This is a genomic window from Rhizobium rhizoryzae (genome assembly GCF_011046895.1).
Taxonomy (GTDB): Bacteria; Pseudomonadota; Alphaproteobacteria; order Rhizobiales; family Rhizobiaceae; genus Neorhizobium; species Neorhizobium rhizoryzae.
The window spans coordinates 1,673,111-1,695,881 of record NZ_CP049250.1 but is presented as its reverse complement, the minus strand read 5'-3'; the positions used below and the strand labels follow the sequence as shown (position 1 = coordinate 1,695,881).

At 59.0% G+C, this 22,771-nt stretch carries 24 protein-coding genes; 12 read left to right on the top strand and 12 right to left on the bottom strand.

The window, feature by feature from the left end:
• The first annotated feature begins 326 nt into the window (after positions 1-326).
• Positions 327-1,088, top strand: a complete 762-nt coding sequence (locus G6N80_RS14160) for a gamma-glutamyl-gamma-aminobutyrate hydrolase family protein (protein ID WP_165134652.1) — start codon at positions 327-329, stop codon at positions 1,086-1,088.
• Here G6N80_RS14160 and G6N80_RS14155 read toward each other — a convergent pair whose 3' ends face one another.
• The 3 genes from G6N80_RS14155 to G6N80_RS14145 form a co-directional block, all read right to left on the bottom strand.
• Positions 1,089-2,051 carry a 2-hydroxyacid dehydrogenase gene (locus G6N80_RS14155; protein ID WP_165134649.1) on the bottom strand — a complete coding sequence of 321 codons (963 nt, stop codon included), beginning with the start codon at positions 2,049-2,051 and terminating at the stop codon, positions 1,089-1,091. It lies immediately after the preceding gene.
• 115 nt (positions 2,052-2,166) lie between these two features.
• A complete protein-coding gene (locus tag G6N80_RS14150; RefSeq protein ID WP_062555764.1) occupies positions 2,167-3,189 on the bottom strand; it encodes a LacI family DNA-binding transcriptional regulator in 1,023 nt (340 codons plus the stop codon).
• An 80-nt stretch (positions 3,190-3,269) separates the two neighbouring features.
• Positions 3,270-3,782: a MarR family winged helix-turn-helix transcriptional regulator gene (locus G6N80_RS14145; protein ID WP_165134646.1), complete on the bottom strand. Its 513-nt coding sequence runs from the start codon at positions 3,780-3,782 to the stop codon at positions 3,270-3,272.
• 70 nt (positions 3,783-3,852) lie between these two features.
• On the opposite strand from G6N80_RS14145, the gene G6N80_RS14140 reads away from it, so the two are divergent.
• From G6N80_RS14140 to G6N80_RS14130, 3 genes are all read left to right on the top strand, one after another.
• Positions 3,853-4,650, top strand: coding sequence for a creatininase family protein (locus G6N80_RS14140; RefSeq protein ID WP_165134643.1), 798 nt, complete (start codon positions 3,853-3,855; stop codon positions 4,648-4,650).
• A 114-nt stretch (positions 4,651-4,764) separates the two neighbouring features.
• Entirely contained in the window at positions 4,765-5,886 is a 1,122-nt protein-coding gene (locus G6N80_RS14135; protein ID WP_165134640.1) for a CobW family GTP-binding protein, read from the top strand.
• A 48-nt stretch (positions 5,887-5,934) separates the two neighbouring features.
• Positions 5,935-6,921 (top strand): WD40 repeat domain-containing protein, encoded by a 987-nt coding sequence (locus G6N80_RS14130; RefSeq protein ID WP_165134637.1) that lies wholly within the window; start codon positions 5,935-5,937, stop codon positions 6,919-6,921.
• A gap of 15 nt (positions 6,922-6,936) precedes the next feature.
• Here the strand turns inward: G6N80_RS14130 and G6N80_RS14125 are convergent, their stop codons facing one another.
• The 5 genes from G6N80_RS14125 to odc2 form a co-directional block, all read right to left on the bottom strand.
• Positions 6,937-7,629 (bottom strand): SDR family oxidoreductase, encoded by a 693-nt coding sequence (locus G6N80_RS14125; protein ID WP_165134634.1) that lies wholly within the window; start codon positions 7,627-7,629, stop codon positions 6,937-6,939.
• A 31-nt stretch (positions 7,630-7,660) separates the two neighbouring features.
• Complete coding sequence (locus G6N80_RS14120; protein WP_165134631.1) at positions 7,661-8,674, bottom strand: serine hydrolase domain-containing protein; 1,014 nt, start codon at positions 8,672-8,674, stop codon at positions 7,661-7,663.
• A 206-nt stretch (positions 8,675-8,880) separates the two neighbouring features.
• A complete protein-coding gene (locus G6N80_RS14115; RefSeq protein ID WP_062555770.1) occupies positions 8,881-9,573 on the bottom strand; it encodes an OmpW/AlkL family protein in 693 nt (230 codons plus the stop codon).
• Positions 9,574-9,805: 232 nt separating this feature from the next.
• Positions 9,806-10,399 (bottom strand): GNAT family N-acetyltransferase, encoded by a 594-nt coding sequence (locus G6N80_RS14110; RefSeq protein WP_062555771.1) that lies wholly within the window; start codon positions 10,397-10,399, stop codon positions 9,806-9,808.
• An 85-nt stretch (positions 10,400-10,484) separates the two neighbouring features.
• Positions 10,485-11,618: an ornithine/lysine decarboxylase gene (gene odc2, locus G6N80_RS14105; RefSeq protein ID WP_062555772.1), complete on the bottom strand. Its 1,134-nt coding sequence runs from the start codon at positions 11,616-11,618 to the stop codon at positions 10,485-10,487.
• A gap of 528 nt (positions 11,619-12,146) precedes the next feature.
• Between odc2 and G6N80_RS14100 the strand changes: the two genes are divergently transcribed.
• From G6N80_RS14100 to G6N80_RS14090, 3 genes are all read left to right on the top strand, one after another.
• A complete protein-coding gene (locus G6N80_RS14100) occupies positions 12,147-13,040 on the top strand; it encodes a LysR family transcriptional regulator (protein WP_165134628.1) in 894 nt (297 codons plus the stop codon).
• Between the two features lie 94 nt (positions 13,041-13,134).
• Complete coding sequence (locus G6N80_RS14095; protein WP_062555774.1) at positions 13,135-13,776, top strand: DUF1007 family protein; 642 nt, start codon at positions 13,135-13,137, stop codon at positions 13,774-13,776.
• A complete protein-coding gene (locus G6N80_RS14090) occupies positions 13,770-14,816 on the top strand; it encodes a nickel/cobalt transporter (protein WP_062555775.1) in 1,047 nt (348 codons plus the stop codon). The genes G6N80_RS14095 and G6N80_RS14090 overlap by 7 nt, the downstream gene beginning before the upstream one ends.
• 12 nt (positions 14,817-14,828) lie before the next feature.
• Here the strand turns inward: G6N80_RS14090 and G6N80_RS14085 are convergent, their stop codons facing one another.
• The 4 genes from G6N80_RS14085 to G6N80_RS14070 form a co-directional block, all read right to left on the bottom strand.
• Positions 14,829-15,035 carry a hypothetical protein gene (locus G6N80_RS14085; protein ID WP_062555776.1) on the bottom strand — a complete coding sequence of 69 codons (207 nt, stop codon included), beginning with the start codon at positions 15,033-15,035 and terminating at the stop codon, positions 14,829-14,831.
• Positions 15,032-15,727 (bottom strand): GNAT family N-acetyltransferase, encoded by a 696-nt coding sequence (locus G6N80_RS14080; protein WP_062555777.1) that lies wholly within the window; start codon positions 15,725-15,727, stop codon positions 15,032-15,034. Before G6N80_RS14080 ends, G6N80_RS14085 begins: the two co-directional genes overlap by 4 nt.
• A 177-nt stretch (positions 15,728-15,904) precedes the next feature.
• Entirely contained in the window at positions 15,905-16,603 is a 699-nt protein-coding gene (locus G6N80_RS14075) for a tellurite resistance TerB family protein (protein ID WP_062555778.1), read from the bottom strand.
• Between the two features lie 63 nt (positions 16,604-16,666).
• Positions 16,667-17,305 carry a 2-dehydro-3-deoxy-phosphogluconate aldolase gene (locus G6N80_RS14070; protein WP_062555779.1) on the bottom strand — a complete coding sequence of 213 codons (639 nt, stop codon included), beginning with the start codon at positions 17,303-17,305 and terminating at the stop codon, positions 16,667-16,669.
• 157 nt (positions 17,306-17,462) lie between these two features.
• Between G6N80_RS14070 and G6N80_RS14065 the strand changes: the two genes are divergently transcribed.
• The 5 genes from G6N80_RS14065 to trhO all read left to right on the top strand — a co-directional run bounded on the left by G6N80_RS14065 (position 17,463) and on the right by trhO (position 22,768).
• Positions 17,463-17,960 carry a CYTH domain-containing protein gene (locus G6N80_RS14065; protein WP_165134625.1) on the top strand — a complete coding sequence of 166 codons (498 nt, stop codon included), beginning with the start codon at positions 17,463-17,465 and terminating at the stop codon, positions 17,958-17,960.
• The gene (locus G6N80_RS14060) at positions 17,935-18,846 is read left to right on the top strand and encodes a CHAD domain-containing protein (RefSeq protein ID WP_165134622.1); all 912 of its coding nucleotides are present in this window, start codon (positions 17,935-17,937) and stop codon (positions 18,844-18,846) included. The genes G6N80_RS14065 and G6N80_RS14060 overlap by 26 nt, the downstream gene beginning before the upstream one ends.
• Before the next feature lie 152 nt (positions 18,847-18,998).
• The gene (locus G6N80_RS14055; RefSeq protein ID WP_165134619.1) at positions 18,999-19,871 is read left to right on the top strand and encodes a hypothetical protein; all 873 of its coding nucleotides are present in this window, start codon (positions 18,999-19,001) and stop codon (positions 19,869-19,871) included.
• Positions 19,872-19,922: 51 nt separating this feature from the next.
• Entirely contained in the window at positions 19,923-21,662 is a 1,740-nt protein-coding gene (locus tag G6N80_RS14050) for a methyl-accepting chemotaxis protein (RefSeq protein WP_165134616.1), read from the top strand.
• Between the two features lie 161 nt (positions 21,663-21,823).
• Positions 21,824-22,768 carry an oxygen-dependent tRNA uridine(34) hydroxylase TrhO gene (gene trhO / locus G6N80_RS14045; RefSeq protein WP_062555784.1) on the top strand — a complete coding sequence of 315 codons (945 nt, stop codon included), beginning with the start codon at positions 21,824-21,826 and terminating at the stop codon, positions 22,766-22,768.
• Positions 22,769-22,771: the final 3 nt, after the last annotated feature.

Below are 22,771 nucleotides of genomic sequence, written 5' to 3'. Positions count from 1 at the left end.
TGTCGATGATAGGGACCGATTGCGCCGGAGCGATTTCGGTTTGCGGCGAGAAGAAAACCACAGTCGGACCCGATGGTCCGGCGCGGATTTTCGACGACGTCCGAAGACCAACAGCGCCCGGTCCTCTGGATGGGCCGGATTTCCTTCACCGACTTTGTCGCAATCCTCGACCGATGCAGGAGCATCGCTCTCCGGTATGCTCCTCGTCGGATGAAGGTCTCCGGTCCCACGCAATCGGTTCATATCATCGACATTTGGTATAAGGGCTGACGCTTGACACTGGACTGGCCTGCTGGTGAAAAATACGGCTATATTCGGAGTATCCTATGACCCTGCCGCTCATCGCCATTCCCGCCGATATTCGCCATCTCGACAAAGCGGATTGGCACGCCGTCCAGACGCAATATGTCAACGCCGTGCTGAAGGTCGCCAACGGAATGCCGATCATCATACCGGCGCTTGAAACCGGGGCGGACTTGCAGACGGTTCTTGATCGGGTGGACGGCGTCCTGATCTCGGGCTCGGCCACGAATGTCCACCCTTCCCTCTACGGCGCGGATTGGACTGAAGCAGACGGCCCTTTCGATCCCGCCCGTGATGCCACCTCGCTAGAACTCATTCGCCAGACGATAGAACGCGGCATTCCGCTGCTCGCCATCTGCCGGGGAATACAGGAATTGAACGTTGCACTTGGAGGAACCCTGGCGCGAGAGATTCAGGATCAGCCCGGCACATGGGATCATCGCAAGCCGCCGGTCGAAAGCCGTGACGAGATGTATTCGATCCGCCAGCCAGTGCTGATCGAACAGGGGTCCTGCATGGAACGCTATCTGGGTCTGACCGGAGAAGTTCAGGTCAACTCCCTGCACCGTCAGGCAATCGGCGAGAAAGCGCCGCGCCTGCAGGTGGAAGCCAAGGCACAGGATGGCACTATCGAAGCCGTGTCGGTGATCGGCGCCACAGGCTTTGCCGTCGGCGTTCAATGGCATCCGGAATACTGGGCGGAAGGAGATCGTCCCTCCCGCGCCCTATTCGAGGCATTCGGAGCCGCCGTCCGAGACTATGCGGCCCATAGACCAAAGGCCTGATTAGGTCGTAACCGGCGTTTCCGGCACGGCCGTCAGCAACTGCTTCTCGCTGAACCACTTGATCAGGTTGTCGACAACGAGATCGGCCATATCGTTGCGTGTCGGCACCGATGCCGAAGCCACATGCGGCAGCATGCAAAGAGTGGGAAGATCGAAGAACCCGGCTGGAATCTTCGGCTCGTCATAGAAGACATCCAGTCCTGCGGCGGCAATGGTGCCCTGGCGCAGCGCGGCCTCGAGCGCCTCTTCATCGACGCTGGTGCCTCGACCCACATTGATGAAAACGCCGTTCGGCCCCAGTGCCGCCAGAACCTCGGCATTGATGATCTTGTGCGTTTCCGGCGTCGCCGGAATGATGGAGATCAGCGTATCAACAGACTTCGCCAGTTCCACGGCAGAAGACGCATAGGTGTAGCTCACATCCTTGCGCGGCGTGCGCGTGTGATAGCTGAGCTTCACCTTGAACGGCTCCAGCCGCTTGGCAATCTCAAGCCCGATACGCCCCAGCCCCAGAAGGCCGACATGCCGGTTCTTGAGCGAAAGCGGCGTGAGCGGGAACGGTCCTTCCTTTTCCCAGCGTCCTTCGCGCAGATAGGTTTCGGCCACCGGCAGACGGCGGATCGTGTTCAGGAGAAGGCCGATCGTCGTATCCGCCACCTCGTCGTTCAGAACGTCCGGCGTGTTGGTGACGAGAATGCCTTTGGTGGCCGCATGCCGGGCATCCACCCCGTCATAGCCCACGCCGAAATTGGCAATCACTTCAGCGTTCGGCAGTTGATCGATCCACTCGGCAGGCATCTTGTTGGTGGTCGCCACACCGCGAATACGGGCTCTCTGCTCATCCGAAATCTGCATTTCAGAACCGACAGGCGTCTGCAGAAGATCGAAGGCCTGCGCCAGCCGTTCCAGAACGCGGGGATGCATGCGGCCCGGCACGAGCACGGTGATCTTGTTGTCAGTCATGATGAATTTCCTATCGAAGAGATTGCGGACGCGAGTGGCGCATACTGCGTCAGAAATTGCGCAGAAACAAACGCATGTGCTTTGGTTCTGCGCAATTTTTCTAATCGACCAAAAGTCAGCTACGCGGCTGGTAGGGTCCGGTTGACTGGCGGATCCGCATCTCCGGCTTGATGAGATGAATGCCATCCGGCTCATGGCTTCCGGCAAGGCGGTCAAGCAGCGCGCGTGCAGCAAGGCGCCCCACCTCGGTCTGGCCGTTCCAGACGGTGGTCAGAGCGGGTGTAGCGATGGATGCCTCTTCCAGATCGTCGTAGCCGGTGACGGAAATATCCTTGCCTGGCGTCAGTCCCGCTCGGGCAATGCCGTTCATCAGGCCAATGGCAACGAGATCGTTCCAGCACACGGCAGCCGTCGGCTTCTGGGGCAGAGACAGGAAATGCACCGCTGCCTCGAACCCGCCCTGCTTCGTGCGAGGCCCGGGAATGCGCAGCTCGGAATCCACCTCGATCCCGGCCTTTCGAAGCGCATTCACATAGCCCTGATAGCGGTCACGCCCGGTCGACGTCTGATCCGTACCGCCAATCATCGCGATGCTGCGGTGACCCAGTCCGATAAGATGGTTGGTGGCAAGCGAAATGCCGTAACTGTCGTCGCCACGGTAGGTTGGCAGATCCACCCCTTCCATGGAGCGCGCGACGAGGATTGCGGGCATGCCGTTCGCCTCGGCCAGCTTCACATCCTCAAGCGGCGTTCCGATTGCAGGAGACATGATGACACCGTCACCACCAAGCTGCAGAAGCGTTTCAATGAAGGTGCGCTGCTTTTCGACCGAGTCATAATGATTGGAGAGAATGAAGGTCTGGCGGCTGCGATCCAGCTCGCTTTCGATGGCCTTGAGAATTTCTCCGTAGAACGGGTTCATGATGTCGTGCACGACAACCCCGATGATACCCGAGCGGGATGTCCGCAGGCTGGCAGCACGGCGGTTGTAGATATACCCAAGCGCGCGGGCCTGTTCCTTGATCTTCTCCCGCGTATCGGAAGCAACAAGCGGACTGTCACGCAGCGCAAGCGATATGGTCGCGGTAGACAGCCCAAGGCTCTCCGCGATGGTCGACAACTTGATTTTCTGAACCACAACCCCTCCCGGCGGATTCCCGATCTAACGGATCTAAAAATTCTTTAAACAATTTAATCCGCGATGGCAATCCGCCGTCATCAATCTGTCACAACCTCTTCCTCATCCTCGGATTGCGCCTCTCCAATCAGATTCCGATTGAGCGCCTTCAGAAGCTTCAACAGTGTCCGGATCTCCTTGTCGGAGAAATCCTCAAGCGCCTTGGAGTTGGTTGCAGCGGTGGCAAGGTTGATCTTTTCGAGGCTGTGCAGACCCAGAGGCGTCAGATGCACTTTTACCTGACGGCCATCGCCGCCGTCCGGCTTTCGCTGAACGAAGCCCTGCGCTTCCATGCGGCCAATGGTGCGGGTCATGGTGGGAGCCTTCACACCAAGACGATGCGCCAGCTCACCGGGTGTCAAAGCCTCACCTTCAGCCAGCTCTAATATAACTCCGTCCTGACCGGAATAGAGCCCTGCCTCCAGGAGATTGCGAGAATGGACCGTTCGCATTGAACGAGCGGCCCCTGCAAGCGCAGGCGCCAGATCATGCGCGCCGCCGGGCGCCTTCTTCCGGCCAGCCTTTTCCTTCTTCTCGCCCTTTTTCTTGCTCATCTCCCGCCCTTCCCGCTATACCACGCACCTTCGTCTCCCATCCTTAGCCAAAGCGGAACGTGATCGCCAGATGTCCCCAGAACTGCCTCGGCCCCGCTTCCACGAGAATGACAGGACGCTGCCCCCCGAAAGGCGGGCAGACTGGATTGTCGTCTTGCCGCTCGGTGCCCATGAGCAGCATGGGCCGCATCTGCCCTTCGAGACCGATAGCTTGATCGCCGCCGGTCTCGTCGAGCGCCTGATCGACGCCCTGCCGAAAGATCTGCCCGTCTCCTTCCTGCCCGTCGAACGCATTGGCTATTCCATCGAGCATGCGGACGTGCCCGGCACGCGCACACTTTCCTTTGCGCAGGCCATCAACCGCTGGCTGGCGATTGCGGAAGGCCTGGCGGACCAGGGCATTCGCAAATTCGTGATGCTGAATGCCCATGGCGGCAATTCTCCACTGATGACGGTGGTCGCGACCGAAGCACGCGTGCGCTTCAACATGCTGGCCGTCGCCACGAGCTGGACCCGCTTCGGCCAGCCGGAAAGCTGGATCTCGCCTGAAGCCAAAGCCATCGATATTCATGGCGGCGATATCGAAACATCCGTCATGCTGGCTCTTCATCCTGACAAGGTCGATATGGCAAAAGCGGCCTCCTTCGGTTCCCGCCAGTCCGACTTCGCCAGAGACTTCAAGCATCTGCGCGCCTACGGGCCCCACGCCTTCGGCTGGAAGATGTCCGACCTGAACAGGCAGGGCGTTGCCGGAAACGCGGCTGCAGCAACGGCACAACGCGGCGAACAGCTCGTTGCCCATGCGGTGAGCGGCTTTCTCGAACTGCTGGATGACGTCCACCGCTTCGACTTGTCCACGCTCTCGTGAGGTATGTGAACATATAACATAAGGAAAGCCTTTGAACTCGGCGGTACGAGGGCTTATATGGACGAAAATCGCTGACGCTCCATCCGCGAGCGCCCTCATTTCCCGGAGGTTCCCATGGCCGATACTGCGACACAGAAGCCCGTACCCGTGACCGTTTTGACCGGTTACCTCGGCGCCGGCAAGACAACGCTTCTCAACCGCATCCTGTCCGAAAGCCACGGCAAGAAATACGCCGTCATCGTCAACGAGTTCGGTGAAATCGGCATCGACAACGATCTTATCGTCGAGTCGGACGAAGAGATCTACGAGATGAACAACGGCTGCGTCTGCTGCACGGTGCGTGGCGACCTGATCCGCGTGGTCGAAGGCCTCATGCGCCGTCCGGGCCGCTTCGACGGCATCATCGTTGAAACCACCGGCCTTGCTGATCCGGTGCCGGTTGCCCAGACCTTCTTCATGGACGACGACGTGCGCTCCAAGACGGAACTGGACGCGGTCGTGGCCCTCGTGGATGCCAAGCATCTGCCGCTGCGCCTGAAGGATAGCCGCGAGGCTGAGGACCAGATCGCCTTTGCCGATGTCGTGGTCGTCAACAAGACGGACCTCGTAACGCCGGCAGAACTGGCGACGATCGAGGAGATCGTACGCGCCATCAACCCGACGGCTCGCATCTACAAGACCACCCGTTCGGGTGTCGATCTCGCCCGCGTGCTGGATCAGGGGGCGTTCAACCTGGAACGCGCGCTGGAAAACGATCCGCATTTCCTCGAACATGGCCATGAAGACCATGTCTGCGGACCGGATTGCGACCACCATCACCACGATCATGACCACGGGCACGACCATGGCCATCATCATCATGACCATGGTCACGATCACCACCATGACCACGGGCATGATCACCACCACCATGCAGCACCGTCTGCCATCCATGATGTGACCGTAAAGTCCATCTCGCTGCGCGGCGGTGAAATGAACCCGGATCGCTTTTTCCCGTGGATCCAGAAGATCACGCAGACGCAAGGCCCCAACATCCTGCGTCTGAAGGGCATCATTGCATTTGCGGGCGATGACGAGCGTTATGTGGTTCAGGGTGTTCACATGATCATCGAAGGCGACCACCAGCGCGCCTGGAAGGAAGGCGAAAAGCGCGAAAGCCGCCTCGTCTTCATCGGCCGCGATCTGGACCGCGAGAAGATCGAACAGAGCTTCCTCGCCTGCCAGGCAAATGGCTGATAACAGGTCCTGCCTCAAGAACTGACATAGAAAAGGATTGCCCAGGAAATGCCGACAGTTGCCCCGTTCGACATCGAAGGACACGTGATTGCGACACATTTCCTGGGTGATACGCCCTTCTTCGCCACGGCTGCGGGAGAGTTGCGCAGACTGGATGAAGGAGAAAAGGTCACGCCCCTGCATGCGGGTATGCTGACCTGCATCAAGGACCCTTTCAGCGCTTCCCTGCTGACGGGCGGCGAAGACGGCAAGGTGATGCGTGTGGCTGCCGATGGCTCGAGCAAGCTGATTGCCGAAGCGCCACGAAAGTGGATCACGGTTGTCGCGGGCGGACCGCAGGGTGCGGTGGGTTACGCCTACGGCAAGGCCAGCATCATTGTACTGCCGGATGGTTCAACCAAGGAATTCGGCGAAGAGCGCACGGTCGAGGCGCTGGCCTTTGCGTCCAAGGGTTTGCGCATCGCAGCTGCACGCTACAACGGCGTTTCCCTGCATTGGGTCAGCACCAATACGCCGCCGACCGATCTGGAATGGAAAGGCGCGCATACCGGCGTGACCTTCTCGCCAGATGGTCGCTTTCTTGTCACCACCATGCAGGAAAATGCCTTGCATGGCTGGAAGCTGGACGGCAAGCCGGGTGAGCCGCGCCATATGCGCATGACCGGTTATCCGTCCAAGGTCAAATCCTACTCCTGGTCTCCCAAGGGAAAATGGCTGGCAACCTCTGGTGCGCCAGCGGCTATCGTCTGGCCTTTCTCGGCCAAGGATGGCCCCATGGGCAAGGCACCGCTGGAGCTTGGCACGCGCGCAAACATCATGGTCACCTGCGTTGCCTTCCATCCTGCCGAGGAGGTTCTCGCCATCGGCTACATCGATGGCATGGTGCTGGGCGTTCGTGTCGGCGATGGCAAGGAGGCGCTTCTGCGCCGTCCGGGAAATGGCGCCATCACCGCCATGAGCTGGAGTGCCAATGGCAAGCTTCTGGCGTTTGGTTCCGAAGCTGGCGACTGCGGCATCATCGATATCGCAGCCTGACCGCTCTGGACGCTGTCATTCGGCGTAGATCATCTTCCGTGTCATTCCGCCGTCAAGCGTCAGAACCTGCCCGTTCATGAAGCCTGCGGACGCTATATAGACAACCGCCTCCGCAATGTCCTGCGGTTGCCCAACGCGACCTGCCGGATGCTGCGCATGATCTTCTGAGCTCAAGGTTTCATCGCCGCTGATCCAGCCGGGCGCAATGGCGTTCACGCGGATTTTCGGCCCGAGACTGATCGCGAGCGCATGGGTGAGCGCGACGATGCCGCCCTTCGACGCCGCATAGGCTTCCGTATGAGGCTCTGACATGAAGGCTCGCGTCGAGGCCATGTTGATGATATTGCCGCCCGCCTGCATCAGCGCCACTGCAGAGCGAGTCATCAGAAAGGCCGCAGTCAGGTGGCTGTCTGTTACCTTGCGCCAGGCATCCAGCGAAAGGGTCTCGATCGAACCATTCACCGGGCCGGCAATGCCAGCATTGTTGACCAGGAGATCGAGACTGTCCCATCCGAGTTCGGCAAACGCGCCGTGGACGGAAGCCTCGTCGCCCACATCGCAAAAGATAGACCGGCTACCATCGTCTTGAAGCTCGGCGTCAAGTTCCTTCATGTCGAAGGAGGCGACCTCCCAGCCCAGTGTCCGAAGATGCCGCATGATTCCTGTGCCGATAAGGCCGGCACCGCCTGTCACAATCGCTCTTTTCATGAATCGTCAGATAGTTGCCTGTTTTCGAGGGTCAAGCAGACCGTTGAGACTGAATGATTGCGGCCAGCAGATCATGCAGCCGATCCCTGTAGCCATTGGCCGCTGAAGGCGCTCCTTCTTCGGAGGTCATTGTCACGGTCATCTGCAACTCGGGAATAATGTAGAGCATCTGGCCACCATAGCCCCAAGCGAAGCGAACATCCGCCTCCCCGATCCGCTTCAGAAACCAGCCATAGCCGTAGCCATCGCCGGAATAACGGGAGTTCGTCCGCTGTTCCCATGAGGCGCGAACCCAGGCTTCGGGAACAAGCTGCACCCCCTCAGCGGTACGTCCACCGCGACGATACAGTTCCCCGAACGTGTGAAGCGACCGTGTCGTCATGGCCATCTGATTGCCGCCGAGATAAATGCCCTGGCGATCTCTGGCCCAGGAGCCGATCCGAAACCCATCGAGAGGTTCAAGCCATTCCTGCGCGAGTGCAAGCGTCGGCTTTTTGCCGACACGGGTCAGAATGGCCGACAGCAGATGCGTGGAGGCCGTCGAATACAGCATGGAACCACCGGGTTCTTCGACAAACTCCTGCGCCAATGCAAAACGCACCCAGTTTCGGCTCGCCACGAAGCGTCCGTAATTGGGGCCGGACAAGGGGTCCATGCCAGTCTGCATGGAAAGAAGATTGCCGACCGTGACCCGCAGCAGGCGCGGATCGGGACTGTCAGGCAGATCCGCCTTGAGGATCGGTGCAATCGGCTGCCCGACGCCTTCAAGCAGGCCTTTGGAAATCGCGATGCCGACCAGAGCCGACACGATGGATTTTGAAGCCGATTTGATGTTCGTCGATTCGGCAGGGCTATGGCCGTGATAGCCACGCTCTGCCAGCGTCTCTCCATCGCGAGAAACGATGACGGCCTTCAAAGCCCTCAATCTCTCTGCGCCATTGAGGCTCTCGGCCAGACTGCCATTTGGCGGATTGACCTCCTGTGCGGGAAGGCGCGTCGCGTAAAGCGCAAAGGGTGCGGCAAGGATGGTTCTGCGATTCAACATCCTGCTGATGTAAGGCAGAACATGCGCCAGCGTGATGCGGATTCAAGCGGATGTGAGCTATCGTGACGAGTGGTAATGCGCAAATCCAGAAATGAAGCGAGGGACAACGCTTTCACGTTGCCCCTCGTTCGTTCCCCCACAGAAGAGACCTGCCACGGTGCCGGATGCCCCCATCCGAACGATTCTTCATGGAGGTAGCTTGAAGATCAGAACCGATAGGTTACACCGGCGCCCACCAGCCACGGATCAAGTTTGGCCTTGCCCGAGAGGCGGCCGAGGGTCGTATGATTGGCGCTCCAGTCGGTTTCGAGGAAGATCTTCTTCACATCGAAGTTCACGCCCCAATGTTCGTTGAACATGTAGTCGAAACCGACCTGCAAGGCCGCGCCAACATGATGATCCACCTTGAGGTTGCTGAAGCCACCCTTCTCGGATTCGTTATAGAAGAAGGTGTAGTTGATACCTGCACCGACATAGGGCTTGAAGGCGCCGAGCTCGGTGAAATGATACTGAAGCGTGAGCGTTGGCGGCAGAATCCAGGTCTTGCCCACGTTCACACCGGCCAGCGTTCCAGCGCCGCCGATCTTCGAGCTTGTCGTGCCGAGGATAAGCTCGGCAGCGAGGTTGTCCGTGAAGTAATAGGAGATATCGAGTTCAGGCGTGATCGAGTTCGAGTACTGGAGATCCGACCCGGCAACACCGTTGACGGAACCCTTGTCGTTGGGGATGACGCCCAGCGCACGAACGCGAACCTGCCAGGGGCTATGCGCAGCCGCAACGGCGTCCTGCGCTGCCTGTGCGGGATCCGATACTCTCAAATCCGCCGCCTGCGCTGCGCCCGAAAGAAGGACCGTAGCCGCACCCAGGATGGCGGCAATGGCTGGTCCGTTCTTGATCATGATACTCTCCTTGGTACGTCAACTTGTCTGTCGAGGAGAGTTTCTAAAGCTGGCAACCTCTGCTGTGGTTGATCCGGATCAACACCGCTTGACGATGGTCAACCCGGACACCAATTCGCCACATCTCGTGTGGCGGCTTTGCAAAAATGCAACAGTCCGGACAGGCTCAAAAAAGAAAACTCCCTCCTGCAGGGACAGGAGAGAGCTTCACTGGAGATAGAGTAAGGCAGAATCAGGCAGCGCGGCGCAGAGTAGACGAACGGGAAAGCTTGCGCCCGGACGCGGTCAGCATTCCGGCGGCCCCCTCAAGCCAGCCGGCTTTGAGTTCGAGAGCGAGGAAACGCTCGCGGGCAAATGGTCCCGGCATGACGAGATGCTGCGTTTTTTCCGCAAAGAAGCCGAAGCGCTCATAATAGGGGGCATCGCCGACCAGCAGGATCGCACCGTGACCGCGGCCTGTGGCCTCGGCAATGGCAGCACGCATCAGTGCTGCGCCGATTCCCTTGCCCTCATGGGCTGGATCGACCGCCAGCGGACCAAGCAGAAGTGCATCCACAGCAACGCCATCGCGACCGACGCCGGCTTCCACGTTCCACAGGCGAACAGTGCCGATGACATGGCCTTGGCCGTCACGGGCAACCAGAGCCAGCCCTTCTGCCGGAACACGACCACGACGCAGCTTTTCGGACGACTTCTTGCGGCGGCCCGCCCCCATGGCACGGTCCAGCAGAGCCTCGCGGGCAACCACGTCTGCCGGTGTCTCATCGGCAATGATATAGGATTTCGGCGCAAGCAATGCGCGCACAGTGTCAAGAACAGCGGCCATCTTGGCCTCCGAAGCTCAAAACCGTTCAAACGGCTCAATCGGGAATGGTGAGATGCGGCTCCGGTTCGCGACCGGAGCCAACAGATCAGATGACATAAGCCTTCAGCGGATCAAAGCCGTTGAAAGCAACCGCCGAATAGGTCGTCGTGTAGGCGCCCGTGCCTTCGATCAGAACCTCATCGCCCACCGTCAGAGAGATCGGCAGCGGATACATGTTCTTCTCATACAGCACGTCTGCCGAATCGCAGGTCGGGCCGGCCAGCACGCAAGGCTCCTTGGCGTCGCTGTCGCGATCCGTGCGGATCGGATAGCGGATGGCTTCATCCATGGTTTCTGCCAGACCACCGAACTTGCCGATATCGAGGAAAACCCAGCGATGCTCGTCATTGTCGGACTTCTTGGACACCAGCACGACTTCAGCCTTGATGACGCCTGCATTGCCCACCATGCCGCGACCCGGCTCGATGATGGTCTTCGGCAGGTTATTGCCGAAGTGCTTGCGCAGCGACGCGAAGATGGCCTGACCGTATTCTTCCGCCGACGGAATATCGCGCAGATACTTTGTCGGGAAGCCGCCGCCCATGTTTACCATCTGCAGGAAAATGCCCTGCTTGGCGAGCTGTGCGAACACGCGCTTGGCATCGGCCAGAGCCGAATCCCAGGCATCGACCTTGGTCATCTGCGAGCCGACATGGAAGGAAACGCCGTAGGATTCCAGACCCAGCTGATGCGCATAAACCAGAACATCGACAGCCATCTGCGGCACGCAACCGAACTTGCGCGACAGCGGCCATTCAGCGCCTTCGCCGTCCGTCAGCACGCGGCAGAAAACGCGTGCACCTGGGGCAGCACGGGCAACCTTTTCCACTTCCTCGTGGCTATCGACGGCAAACAGGCCGACGCCCAGCTCGAAAGCGCGCGCAATATCGCGCTCCTTCTTGATGGTGTTGCCGTAGGAGATGCGCTGCGAGGACGCTCCAGCGGCCAGCGCCATCTGGATTTCGGCAACCGATGCGCAATCGAAGTTGGAACCCAGCGAAGCCAGCAGCTTCAGGATTTCCGGCTCCGGATTTGCCTTTACGGCGTAATAGATCGCGCTATCCGGCAGGGCGTGACGAAACGCCTTGTAGTTGTCGCGGACGATATCAAGGTCCACAACCAGGCAAGGGCCTTCCGGACGTCGGGTGCGGAGAAAGTCGAGAATACGTGCAGTCGTCATCGGTCAGATCCCTATAGAGCTTCTCCGGCGGACCGGAGGACAAAGACGCGCCATAAGGTGAACGAGGCCCGGCCGGTGGAAAAACCCGGTGCTTCGATCGCGCCTTATTGCGCAGGGTTTGGATCAACGCCCTGCCAAGAGCATGGATCCGGCTTTGTCTGCCATGGATTGGAGGGGATCATCCCAACCGCACTTCCGGCAATGATGGTGTGCCTCTTCAGTATTGCAGGCTGATGGAAAGCCTGCAGAGACTAGAAAGGCCCGCACCGTCGTTGCTTCAAGATGTCCTCGCATTTTCCGGTTGGCCGGAGTAGCGACTGGAGGGGTTAGTTCCAGGTACCTTACCGATTATCCTCACCACTCGAGGGTCGGCGGACACCCACAGGCACGTGCGACTTTGGGCAGCACGGAAATATGAATAATCACGGTCATAATCAAGAGGTTTTTTCACCCTCACCGCAAAATTCACATTGCGCAACGACGAGTAACGCTCCACGAAAGAAACTGAATGACAAAAGGGACGAGAGTGTGGACACGCTGACGCGCATGCGCGCCTTCATAGATGTCGTGGAAGCGGAGGGCTTCTCTGCTGCTGCAAGGCGGACGGGTCGCTCCAAAGCCCTGCTTTCCAAGTATGTTCGCGAGTTGGAAGACGATCTGGGAGCCCTGCTTCTGAACCGTACGACACGGCAGTTTTCGCTGACCGAAGCGGGCCATACCTATTATCGCAGCGCCTCCGACATCCTGAAGGAGATCGACAACCTGTCCGATCTGGTTCGGGAGGGGAATGCCGATCTCAAGGGACGCCTGCGCCTTTCCGTGCCCCGCACCTTCGTGGATGCCGATGTGGGCCAGTCGCTCATCGATTTTGCCAAGCATCACCCGGATGTTTCTCTCGAGATCGTGGCAGAAGACCGTTTCGTGGATCTGATCGAGGAAGGGTTTGACCTTGCGATTCGCGTCACCCGCCTGGAAGATTCAGGAATGATCGCCCGCAAGCTGGCTGATTTCCGGATCTATGCCTGTGCGACGGCCGAGTATCTCGTCCGGTATGGACCGATCAATCATCCGCAGGATCTTTCCGGCAAGCCGGTGATCATCGACACCAATGCCCGCACGCACAATCACCTGCGTTTCCGCGATCCGCAGGGGGGAACGATCTCGGTGTCTGTCTCCGGCCAAATAGAAGTTAACAGTCCACAGGCGACGCTGCGCGCTGCGAAGGCAGGCATAGGCATTGCGCTCATTCCTGATTTCATTGCCAAGAATGCCATCGAATCAGGCGAGCTTGTTGCTGTCCTCGACGATTTCATCTTCCGCGATCGCGGCATCTACGCCGTCTATCCCCATCGCCGCTATCTGCCCGCCAAGGTCAGAAGTTTCGTCGATTTCCTTCACAACTGGTTCCGCAAATCGGCATGAGGAAGAGCTGAGACTGAAGGTGGATTGACGACAGCCGAAATTCCGTCCCATTTGCGGAAGAGAGCTTTGCGGCATCAGCAACGTGGATTCGGAAATGATCAAGAAACGGTGGCTTGCAGCCGCCCTGTTGGGCTTAACTCCGGTCTCTGCCGACGCGCATCCACACATCTTCGTGGAAGCACGCATGGAAGTACTGGCCAACGACAAGGGCGAACTGACCGAAGTTCGCAATGTCTGGCGTTTCGACGAGTTGTTTTCCTCCAGCGTCCTTCTGGATTTCGACAAGAACACCAACGGCAAGCTGGATGATTCGGAACTCGCCGAACTTGGCGAGACGATGCGCACCTCGCTTGCGGACTTCCATTACTTCACGACGATCACGCAGGACGGAAAGAACATCCCGGTCCTGAAGCCGGATGTCATCCATGTCAGCGTGCAGGACCAGCAGGTTCTCGCCTTCTTTGCCGTCAAACCGTCGCAGCCGGTTCACCTCAAGGGCCGACTGGCATTCGGCATCTACGATCCGTCGCTGTATACCTCGATCGATTTCCCCAACGACGCAGATCTTGTCCAGGAAGGAAAAAGCTTCGGCGCCTGCAAGAGGCAGGTCGTGCGCCCCAATCCGGATGAGGTTATCTCCCAGAATCAGGCCTCGCTGACCGATGCCTTCTTCAACGATCCGTCAGGCACGGACATGACCAAACTCTTTGCAACACGTCTGGAGGTGACATGCTGAGGAAGCGATCCATCGTCATCGCGGGCTGCATGATCCTCGGCGTGGCCATCGCCGCCCATGCGCAATCGCCGCTGGGGGTCGGAACGGCAGAGCCATCTTTCAACACGGGTGGTTTCCTCGGTCCTTTCCTCGGCTGGATCAATGCCTGGCAACAAAGCTTCTATCGCGCCTTGACGGGCTCACTGCGGGCCATGCGGGAAGACCCGTGGGCGCTGAAAACGCTGATCGGCCTGTCCTTCGCCTATGGCGTGTTTCATGCCGCAGGCCCCGGCCACGGCAAGGCTGTGATCTCCTCCTACATGATCGCGAATGAGACGGCGCTGAAGCGCGGCATCATGATTTCGCTGATCTCGGCCCTGCTCCAGGGCGTGGCAGCGATCGGTCTCGTGATCGTGGCCTATATGCTTCTGCGCGGCTCCGGCATTACCATGACCAAGGCCACCTGGGCGATGGAACTGGCAAGCTTCGGCATGGTCACGCTGTTCGGTCTCTGGCTGCTGGGGCGAAAACTCTATGAACTGCGGCCTCGCTATTCCTCGCTGCCGATTTTTGCCAATGCCACTCCCGGTACTGGCGCAACCGGGCTGAACTTTCAGGCCATCGAAGTGGGCCATGACCACGCGGACCTGGCACCCGGCACCTATTGTGCCGATTGCGGAGAGCTGCATATTCCAGATCCGGCAGCATTGAAGTCCAAGGATTTCAGCCTGCATGAAGCCTGGTCGGCCATGATCGCGGTCGGACTTCGTCCCTGCTCCGGCGCCATCCTCGTCATGAGCTTTTCGCTTTTGAACGGGCTCTATCTGGGAGGTGCGCTTTCCGTGCTCGCCATGTCGCTGGGCACTGCCATCACCGTCTCGATCCTGGCCATCATCGCCGTCGGCGCGAAGGATCTTGCCGTTCGTCTTGCAGGCCCACGGTCACGCGGCGCGCGCCTCGTGTCCAACGGTATCGAGGTCTTCGGCGCACTGTTCATCGTACTGGTGGGCGCCACCCTGCTGGCGGCATCGCTTCAGGGCAGCATGGTGCAGGGTGGCTAAACCGAAGGGGCATCAGTCGCGCTTGCGCTGATGCCGTGCCCTCAGCCAGAAGATGGCGAAGAACGAGAGGACTGCCACGGTGCCGAAGGCTGCTGCAAGCCATGGTGAGAAATCCGCCAGCCAGAGCATGATGGCAGGCATCGCAAAGAACAGCAGCAGAAAGCCAAAGAAAATGACGGCGGCCGCAATGGCGGGCGATTTCTGGCCCTGCCCGCTCATGCTGCTTGTTCCTGAAGTTCAGCGCGAACCTCTTCCAGGCGCCGCTTCTGGTGACCATGGTCGTCAAAATTGGATGGATCGAGCCATGCCTCAAAGGCTTTGGCCAAAACCGGCCATTCGCCATCAATCATCGAGAACCAGGCCGTATCGCGGTTGCCTCCGCGCGAAATCATGTGCTGGCGGAAAACGCCTTCAAACGTGAAGCCATAGCGCAGAGCCGTGCGCTTGCTCGGCTCGTTCTCGTTATGGCATTTCCATTCGTAGCGCCGATAACCGAGATCTTCGAACACATGCCGCGCCAGCAGATAATGCGCTTCCGTCGACAGCGGCGAGCGCGTCATGCCGGCACCATGCGCGATGGAACCCACCTCGATGACACCGTTTGCGGGATCGGGACGCATCAGCGTGCCCATGCCCACCACTTCGCCATCTTCCTTGTCCCGGAAGACGAAGGTGACGTAGCCAAGTCGCGTGTTGATATCGTCGATCCAGTCTGCAAACTCATCCGGCGTCCGATAGGTCTTGTTGGGGAAATAGCGGATGAGATCGTTGATCCCCTCCTCGCCACCAAGCGCATCCCATAGGGTGATACGGTGAACTGCCCGCTCATACGGCTCGGCAATGACATAGCGCCCTTCCAGGCGCACAGGTGCCGGCGCCGGGCAGCCCTTGAAATTCGCAAGATCGCGCATCGTGTTATTCCCCTCACTCTTGGGCTCAAGGCTTAAGCGAGGCAGGCGACAAAAACAACTGCGCCGCATGCCGCACCGCTAGTGGAATGAATTTGACATTTGGTTTCCGCCCACCGCACGCTCTCAAAGCAAATGTCGGAATCGAACCACTAATTTATCCCGAGCGGGAGACATCGGTTACAGGCTGACCTTGGCCGAAGAGACTGTCGCCTCAATATGGTCGACCAGCGGATCCGGCAGTTTCAACCGACCGGCCAGAAGGTCCAGATAGCCGCGCTCGGCCCTGGTATCCGGATCGATTGCCAGACGCGACGCGGTGTAGATCTCGACGCGCTGCTCCTCGGTTCGACCAGCGGCCACCAGCGCATCGAGGTCGATCGGGTCAGCAAGCTCCTTTGACAGGAAGGCCTCGGCTTCCGCGCCAAGATCGACCTCGTGAACTTTCTCCATGATCTTCTGCCGTTCGAAGGCATCGATATGACCATCTGCCTTAGCGGCAGCGATCATTGCGCGCAGAAGCGTCAGCGCAAAATCATTGCTGAGCGAAGGCGATTCGAAATTGAAGGGAGAATCGGCTGGAGGCTGAAGCGCGGACGGATCCACCGGGCCGGACTGCGGCGCCTTTCCGGACTGGTAATTGCGGTAGGCGAGATAACCAAGGCCAGCGACTGCGGCGATACCGCCAAGCGTTGCGACATTGCCGGCGAGTTTTCGGCCCGTCTTCGTGCCCAATATGGCGGCGGCAAGCGCGCCAGCCTTCATCGGGTTGTTGCGAGCAAAGCCGCCCACCTGATCGGCACGCCCCTTGACCGAGCCGGAAAGGCCGGGAATCTGCGAACCAAGGAACTGATCCAGAAGCTTCTTCGCGTCGAACATTCATCTTCTCCCTGTTGGTCTTCAGGCAGGAGATAGGAAGCCCGACGCGAAATACAAAGGCGTTCAGCCCTTCAATGCGGCCGCTTCCGATGCCAGTTTCGTGATTCCGGCCCAATCGCCAGCAGAAACCAGCTCCTTCGGAGCAACCCAGGATCCACCCACGCAAACCACATTCGGCAGGCTCAGATAGTCCCGAGCATTCTTCAGCGAGATGCCACCCGTCGGGCAGAAGAGCGTTCCAGCCAAGGGCGAGGACAAAGCCTTGAGGTAAGCGGAACCACCAGCCTGCTCGGCCGGGAAGAACTTCAGCACATCATACCCGGCCTCGCGAAGCGTCATCACTTCGCTGGCCGTCGCGGCACCCGGCAAGAGCGGCACGGAACTGTCCTTTGCCGCAGACAAGACACCCGGCGCGACGCCAGGGCTGACGATGAAGGTCGAGCCTGCCTTCACAGCGGCATCGAAATCACGACCGTTCAGAATGGTTCCGGCACCGACATTGGCGCCTTCGACTTCCGCCGCAACCGCCTTGACCGCATCGAGAGCAGCAGGCGTGCGCATCGTGATCTCGATTGCGCGCAGGCCACCGGCGACCAGCGCACGCGCAAGAGGAACAGCCGAGGCGACATCTTCCACGATCAGAACCGGTACGACCGGCTGGAGCTTGAGAATGGACAGAAGGCTTTCGGTTTTGCTGCTCATCATGGACCTCCCGGAGGATGATTTTGAAACGATTGAAAAACCCTTAGTGTCCCTGCGGCAAGGTGTCGAGCGGAAAAACCGCCTGCTTTCCGTTCTCGCTCTGGTTTGCGCGCCGAGTTTACAATAGGTTGTCGCAACAGACGCGATAGGGAAGCTGATGGCCAAGGAAATCGAGCGCAAGTTTCTGGTTCGGTCCGATGAATGGCGCACCAGAGCGGTATCGAGTGCCAAACTGATGCAGGCCTACATCACCGTGAACGAGGACCGCAATGTCCGTGTCCGGTTGATCGACGGGACGTCAGCACGCCTGACCATCAAGGTCGGCAAAAGCGCGATGGTGCGCGATGAATTCGAGTATGAAATCCCTGTTCAGGATGCCGAGGAGCTGACCTCGTCCGCCATTGGAATCGTGATCGAGAAGGTTCGCCACCGCGTCCCCATCGCAGGCAAGACCTTCGAAATCGATGTCTATGAGGGATTCTATTCCGGTCTTGTCGTTGCGGAGGTTGAACTGGAAAGCGAAGAGGACCATTTCGAGCGCCCCTCCTGGCTCGGTGAGGAAGTAACCGGCGACCGGCGCTACTCGAATATGATGTTGGCTACGAATGATCTGGCATCGGAGTTGATCCATGGCGTTTCGCATCAGGCCCTCTAGATCCTTCCCGCAAGAATTCCGCCGTGTCACACGTTCTCAGTTGAACGTGGCAATCGAAACGCTGCAACAGCGCGAGAACGGCGTTCATGAGGCTATCCACGCCGCACGCAAGCGCTTCAAACGGGTGCGTGCGCTCTATCGGCTGATTGAACCGGATTCGAAAGACTTTCGCCATCGGGAGAATGCGCGCATCCGGGACATGGCGAAGAGCTTGTCCACGGTGCGGGATGCGACTGCACTGGTCGAGACACTCGATTATCTCCAGTCGGTGACGGACCAACCGGACGAACTTCGATCGCTGGCAGAGGTTCAATCATGCTTGCGCGATCGCCGCGATCGGATCGCAAGCGAGGAAGAGCACGATCTGGAGCGCAAGCTGAGTGACGCGGTTGCAACCTGCACCGATGCAGTGGCAGCGCTTGACGAGCTGGAGATTTCCGCAAGCAGGGCAAGAACCGCCCGGCGGCTGGAGCGGGTGTGGGCGAAGCAGCTACGAAAGGCTCAGCGCGCAATTACCGCCTGTCACGAAACGCGCGCCGAAGATGCCTTTCACGAACTGCGCAAATGCGGCCAGATCTACTGGATGCATCTGGCAATCCTGAGAGATCTTTGGCCGACCGCCATGAAGGCAAAGGAAAGCGAAGCCCGCGCGCTCGTCGCGCTGCTTGGTCATGAGCATGATCTCAGTGTGTTGTTGCAGGTGATCAATGAAGACCCGGCGCTGGTGCCGGATAGTGATAGCCTCGCGCATCTCTATGCCGCCATTATCCGCAGCCAGCAATCTCTGCGGGAACAGACGTTGGACCGTGCAAGCCATGTCTTTGCCGAGGATCCTGCCCGCGAAGCCAGCATTATCGCAACGCTCTGGAGCGAAGCATCCGACTGAAAATCCCTTCGTTATCCTATTTTTAGGGCTCCAATATTGATGACATAGAGTCAATTTCGTAGCGCTATTATATCTTTTTACGAGTGTTGATTTAGTCTTTTTTAATTGAGTAGACGCACTCTCGCCCCGGGGAACAACGGGGGACTTCGACATTGCTTTCGCGCCGCCTATTCTGCGCTACCACCCTGACGATTGCGGCTTTTGGGGCCGTAGCACAGCCTGTGAAGGCTGCGGGGACGGACACCATCTATTACAATTCCAGTGGCAACAAGGAAAAGACGCTGGGCTTCGAAGTCTTGAAGCTAGCGCTTGAAAAATCTGGCAAATCCTACGCCTTGAAGCCTTCGCCAACGGGATATAGCTCGAACGCCGGCATGGTGGATGCCATTGCCAACGGCGCCCAGATCGATATCGCCTGGGTCAACGCATCGAAAGCCGTGTCGTCAAAGCTTCTTTCGGTACCCTTCCCTGTCGACATGGGTCTGGGCGGCTATCGTCTCTTTCTGATTGATTCCAGGCGACAGGCAGAGTTCAGTACAGTCCGCAACCTGCAGGGTCTGAAAAATTTCATAGCGCTGCAAGGCACCGGTTGGGCCGATGTGGACGTCATGCGCAAATCCGATCTGACCGTGCGTACCGGACCGCAGAAAAATCTCTACAGGATGACAATCGGCAAGCGCGGCGACTACTTCGCCAGAGGCGTCAACGAAGCCCTGAACGAACAGGCCAAGCAGGTTGCGGATTTGCCCGATCTTTCGGTCGAAACCTCGCTCGTCCTGCAATATCCGTCTGCCTCCATCTTCTACGTCTCGAAGGCTCGGCCGGAACTGCGTGACGATCTGATGCGCGGCCTCGAAGCCGCCTGGAAGGACGGTTCGTTCCAGAAAACCTTCCTGTCGAACCCGGACATAAAGCTGGCGCTGGACAAGGGAAACCTGAAGAGCCGCACCATCATCAAGATCCCGAATCCGAACCTGCCGGAAGACATCCTCGCCATGGACGAGCGCTACTGGTTCAAGCCCTGATCCCGGGCTGCAGGCATCTTCCGTCTTTCATACATCTCAGGAATTAGACGCATGTTCAAAAGCAAGTCCGTTCGCATGCAGGTCATGCTGCCCTCTCTGGCGCTCATTGCCATCGGCTCCATCGCGCTCAGCGGTTACTCGGTCTGGTCGCAGGCCGAGGCACAGCGGGAAATGTTCGATCGCAAGGTCAACCTCACAGCCTCCATGACAACAGCCGGCGCATCCACCGCCCTGTGGCAGTTCGACAAGGGTCTCGCGAAGGAAACCTTCGACCCGGCCACGACGGATGCTGATTTCCGCGCCGCCGTGGTGATGGACGAGACCGGCAAAACCTTCTTCTCTTCGGGAGAAAATGCAGCCGTGGCAGCCGCCGCGAGCCATGCGGCCAAGCCAGGCGCCATCACAGAGGACTCACCCCTCAACTTTTCCGTCATCGCGCTGAAGCATACGGAAGAAGGCAAGGAAATGACCATCGGCAAGATGGTGCTGGCCTTCGATTCGACCGCCGTCATGCAGGGCATCTGGGCCTCGCTGCTGGGGCAGGCTGCCATTGCAGGCCTGACCCTGCTCGGCTCTGCCATCGCACTTCTCTTCCTGCTTCGGGGCATCACCGATCCGCTGCTGGCACTTTCGACAGTCATGAAAAAGCTGTCCTCCGGCGCGCTGCAGACAGAGGTTCCCAATCAGGACCGCGCCGACGAAATCGGCGAAATGTCCCGCGCGGTTCAGTATTTCAAGCAAAGCGTCCAGCAGGCGACACAGTTGCAGGAGGACGCAGAACAGAACCGCTCGCAGGCCGAAGAGGATCGCCGCCTGAAAGCCGAGGCGGAGAAGCAGCGCATGCAATCCATGGCTCAGGCCAATCAGGCTCTCGCGCGTGGCCTGAGCGCTCTTTCCCACGGCGACCTGACCGTCCAGATTGAAGAGCGGTTCACGCAGGAATACGAAGAACTGCGTACGAACTTCAATCAGGCAGTCGCCCAACTGAGACAGACGCTCTCGGTCGTGGTGTCATCGGCCATGAACATCGATGCCGGCACGCAAAACATCGCATCGAACACCAACGATCTTTCGCGCCGGACCGAACAGCAGGCAGCATCGCTTGAAGAGACAGCAGCGGCGCTGGATGAAATCACCGCCAACCTGTCCTCTTCCCTGCATCGCACGGAAGATGCCCGTCGCGTAGCGACCGAAGCTAACCAGAACGCCATGCGCTCTGGCGCAGTCGTCGCGCAGGCTGTTGAAGCCATGAGCCGGATTGAATCCTCTGCAACGCAGATCTCGAACATCATTGGCGTGATTGACGACATCGCCTTCCAGACCAACCTGTTGGCTCTGAACGCCGGTGTGGAAGCGGCCCGCGCTGGCGAAGCCGGAAAGGGCTTTGCAGTGGTCGCACAGGAAGTACGCGAACTTGCCCAGCGTTCGGCCAATGCCGCACGCGAAATCAAGGTTCTCATCCAGAACTCGACAAATGAGGTAGAGGCTGGCGTGCGGCTCGTTTCCGACACGGGTGCAGCACTCTCAAGCATTGGGCAGCTGATCGTTTCCATCAACGACCATGTCGGCGCCATCGCCATTTCGGCGCGCGAACAGTCGACCGGACTGGCGGAGATCAACACCGCCGTCAACCACATGGACCAGAGCACGCAGCAGAATGCGGCCATGGTCGAGGAAACGAGCGCCGCGTCCACCGCGCTTGCCCATGAGGCGGCACGCCTCAGGGACCTCGTCGTGCAGTTCAGCCTGGAAAGCCCCGGCGCAGCCGCGAGAAACCGCTACGCAGCCTGATCAAAAGACCCGAAACCAATGGCCCTCCCCTTGAGGGCCATTGTGGGGGCCCATTTTGAGGGCCATTTTCGTCGACGCGTCAGGGCTTGATGAAAGTCAAAGTAAGGCTGAACCTCGGAATTCCGTTGATTTGCGGGCTCCAAGGGATTATTTCGCCAGTCATGACCGACATCACCAACACCTCCGCAGGCGCGGAACCGGGCTCGTTCCTCGTTGCAGCGCTCTATCATTTCGCCCGCTTCGAAGGCTTCGCGGATTTCCGCGAGCCGCTGCAGACCCTGTGTGATGAAACCGGCGTGAAAGGCACTCTGCTGCTGGCGCGCGAAGGCATCAACGGCACCATTGCCGGAACCGATGCAGCCATTGCAAGCGTACTCTCCTTCATCCGCGCCCGCCCGGAATTCGCACATCTGGAGCACAAGGAAAGCCGCGCATCCAAGATGCCGTTCCTGCGCATGAAGGTGCGGTTGAAGAAGGAAATCGTGACGATGGGGGTCGAGGACATCGACCCCAACCGGATCGTTGGAACCTACGTCGATCCGAAAGACTGGAATGCGCTCATCTCCGATCCGGAGACGATCCTGATCGATACACGCAACGACTATGAAACGGCGATCGGCATCTTTAAGGGTGCGGTCGATCCGCAGACAAAGACCTTCCGCGAGTTTCCCGATTGGGTTCGCAACAATTCCGGCCTGCATAACAAGCCGAAGATCGCCATGTATTGCACCGGCGGCATTCGCTGCGAGAAGGCAACGGCCTTCATGAAGGAGCAAGGCTTCGATGAGGTTTATCACCTCAAAGGCGGCATTCTGAAATATCTCGAGGAAGTGCCGGAAGAAGAAAGCCTTTGGGAAGGCGCCTGCTTCGTCTTCGATGAACGGGTCTCCGTGACGCACGGCCTGAAGGAGGGCGATCACAAGCTGTGCCACGCCTGCCGCGAGCCACTGACGCCCGAGCACCGCGCCTCACCGCTGTTCGAGGAAGGCGTCTGCTGCCCGAACTGCTACGATACGCGCACGGAAGCCGATCGCGACCGCTATCGTCAACGGCAGAAGCAGATCGCACTGGCCAAAAAGCGCGGCGAAAAACATCTCGGAAGCTGAACG

Bases quoted from the DNA above. Each gene is read 5' to 3' on its own strand.
- G6N80_RS14160 (WP_165134652.1), top strand. From the start codon at position 327: ATGACCCTGCCGCTCATCGCCATTCCCGCCGATATTCGCCATCTCGAC.
- G6N80_RS14155 (WP_165134649.1), bottom strand. From the start codon at position 2,051: ATGACTGACAACAAGATCACCGTGCTCGTGCCGGGCCGCATGCATCCC.
- G6N80_RS14145 (WP_165134646.1), bottom strand. From the start codon at position 3,782: ATGAGCAAGAAAAAGGGCGAGAAGAAGGAAAAGGCTGGCCGGAAGAAG.
- G6N80_RS14140 (WP_165134643.1), top strand. From the start codon at position 3,853: ATGTCCCCAGAACTGCCTCGGCCCCGCTTCCACGAGAATGACAGGACG.
- G6N80_RS14135 (WP_165134640.1), top strand. From the start codon at position 4,765: ATGGCCGATACTGCGACACAGAAGCCCGTACCCGTGACCGTTTTGACC.
- G6N80_RS14130 (WP_165134637.1), top strand. From the start codon at position 5,935: ATGCCGACAGTTGCCCCGTTCGACATCGAAGGACACGTGATTGCGACA.
- G6N80_RS14125 (WP_165134634.1), bottom strand. From the start codon at position 7,629: ATGAAAAGAGCGATTGTGACAGGCGGTGCCGGCCTTATCGGCACAGGA.
- G6N80_RS14120 (WP_165134631.1), bottom strand. From the start codon at position 8,674: ATGTTGAATCGCAGAACCATCCTTGCCGCACCCTTTGCGCTTTACGCG.
- G6N80_RS14115 (WP_062555770.1), bottom strand. From the start codon at position 9,573: ATGATCAAGAACGGACCAGCCATTGCCGCCATCCTGGGTGCGGCTACG.
- G6N80_RS14110 (WP_062555771.1), bottom strand. From the start codon at position 10,399: ATGGCCGCTGTTCTTGACACTGTGCGCGCATTGCTTGCGCCGAAATCC.
- odc2 (WP_062555772.1), bottom strand. From the start codon at position 11,618: ATGACGACTGCACGTATTCTCGACTTTCTCCGCACCCGACGTCCGGAA.
- G6N80_RS14095 (WP_062555774.1), top strand. From the start codon at position 13,135: ATGATCAAGAAACGGTGGCTTGCAGCCGCCCTGTTGGGCTTAACTCCG.
- G6N80_RS14090 (WP_062555775.1), top strand. From the start codon at position 13,770: ATGCTGAGGAAGCGATCCATCGTCATCGCGGGCTGCATGATCCTCGGC.
- G6N80_RS14085 (WP_062555776.1), bottom strand. From the start codon at position 15,035: ATGAGCGGGCAGGGCCAGAAATCGCCCGCCATTGCGGCCGCCGTCATT.
- G6N80_RS14080 (WP_062555777.1), bottom strand. From the start codon at position 15,727: ATGCGCGATCTTGCGAATTTCAAGGGCTGCCCGGCGCCGGCACCTGTG.
- G6N80_RS14075 (WP_062555778.1), bottom strand. From the start codon at position 16,603: ATGTTCGACGCGAAGAAGCTTCTGGATCAGTTCCTTGGTTCGCAGATT.
- G6N80_RS14070 (WP_062555779.1), bottom strand. From the start codon at position 17,305: ATGAGCAGCAAAACCGAAAGCCTTCTGTCCATTCTCAAGCTCCAGCCG.
- G6N80_RS14065 (WP_165134625.1), top strand. From the start codon at position 17,463: ATGGCCAAGGAAATCGAGCGCAAGTTTCTGGTTCGGTCCGATGAATGG.
- G6N80_RS14060 (WP_165134622.1), top strand. From the start codon at position 17,935: ATGGCGTTTCGCATCAGGCCCTCTAGATCCTTCCCGCAAGAATTCCGC.
- G6N80_RS14050 (WP_165134616.1), top strand. From the start codon at position 19,923: ATGTTCAAAAGCAAGTCCGTTCGCATGCAGGTCATGCTGCCCTCTCTG.
- trhO (WP_062555784.1), top strand. From the start codon at position 21,824: ATGACCGACATCACCAACACCTCCGCAGGCGCGGAACCGGGCTCGTTC.